Raw genomic sequence first — 783 nt, forward strand, 5'->3', positions numbered from 1 at the left:
ACAAGCTGGTGGTGGCCACCGGGCACTTCCACGTGCCCGCGGTGCCGGAGTTCGAGGGCATCAACACCTTCCCCGGGGAGGTGCTGCACGCCCACGATTTCCGCGGGGCGGAACGTTTCGCCGGCAAGCGGTTGCTGATGATCGGGTCCAGCTACTCCGCTGAGGACATCGGCATGCAGGCCCACAAGATGGGCGCGGCGTCGATCACCATGAGCTACCGCACCCATCCGATGGGCTATCACTGGCCGTGGAACACCGTGGAACGCCCGCTGGTCACCCGCTTCGAGGGCAACACCGCCTACTTCCGTGACGGCACCCAGGACGAGTTCGACGCGGTGGTGCTGTGCACCGGATACCAGCACAAGTACCCGTTTTTGCCCAGCGAGTTGTCGCTGTCCTCCCCCAACGTGCTGTATCCGGCCAACCTGTACAAGGGGGTGGTCTGGCAGCAGAACACCAACCTGTTCTACCTGGGGGCCCAGGACCAGTACTACACGTTCAACATGTTCGACGCCCAAGCGTGGTTTGCCCGCGATGTGATGACCGGGGTGATCACCCTGCCCGACTACGACAAGCGTGAGGCCGATATCGAGGTGTGGCTCGAACGGCAGGCCGCGTTGCCCGATCATGACGCCGAGGCCGAATTCCAGACCGACTACGTGCGCGAGCTCATCGATGCCACCGACTATCCGTCGTTCGACCTGGACGCGGTGTGCCAGCTGTTCAAAGACTGGATGCACAACAAGCACGTCGACATCCTGGGCTACCGCGATGCCCAGCATC

General features: G+C 63.1%; 1 protein-coding gene. It reads left to right on the plus strand.

The genetic code is table 11. The features are described 5' to 3' along the window. Positions 1–783 (plus strand): NAD(P)-binding domain-containing protein (locus RMCB_RS24155; RefSeq protein WP_131805570.1); only part of this gene is annotated, 783 nt, incomplete at both ends.

This window comes from Mycolicibacterium brisbanense, assembly GCF_001570425.1.
GTDB classification, from domain to species: domain Bacteria; phylum Actinomycetota; class Actinomycetes; order Mycobacteriales; family Mycobacteriaceae; genus Mycobacterium; species Mycobacterium brisbanense.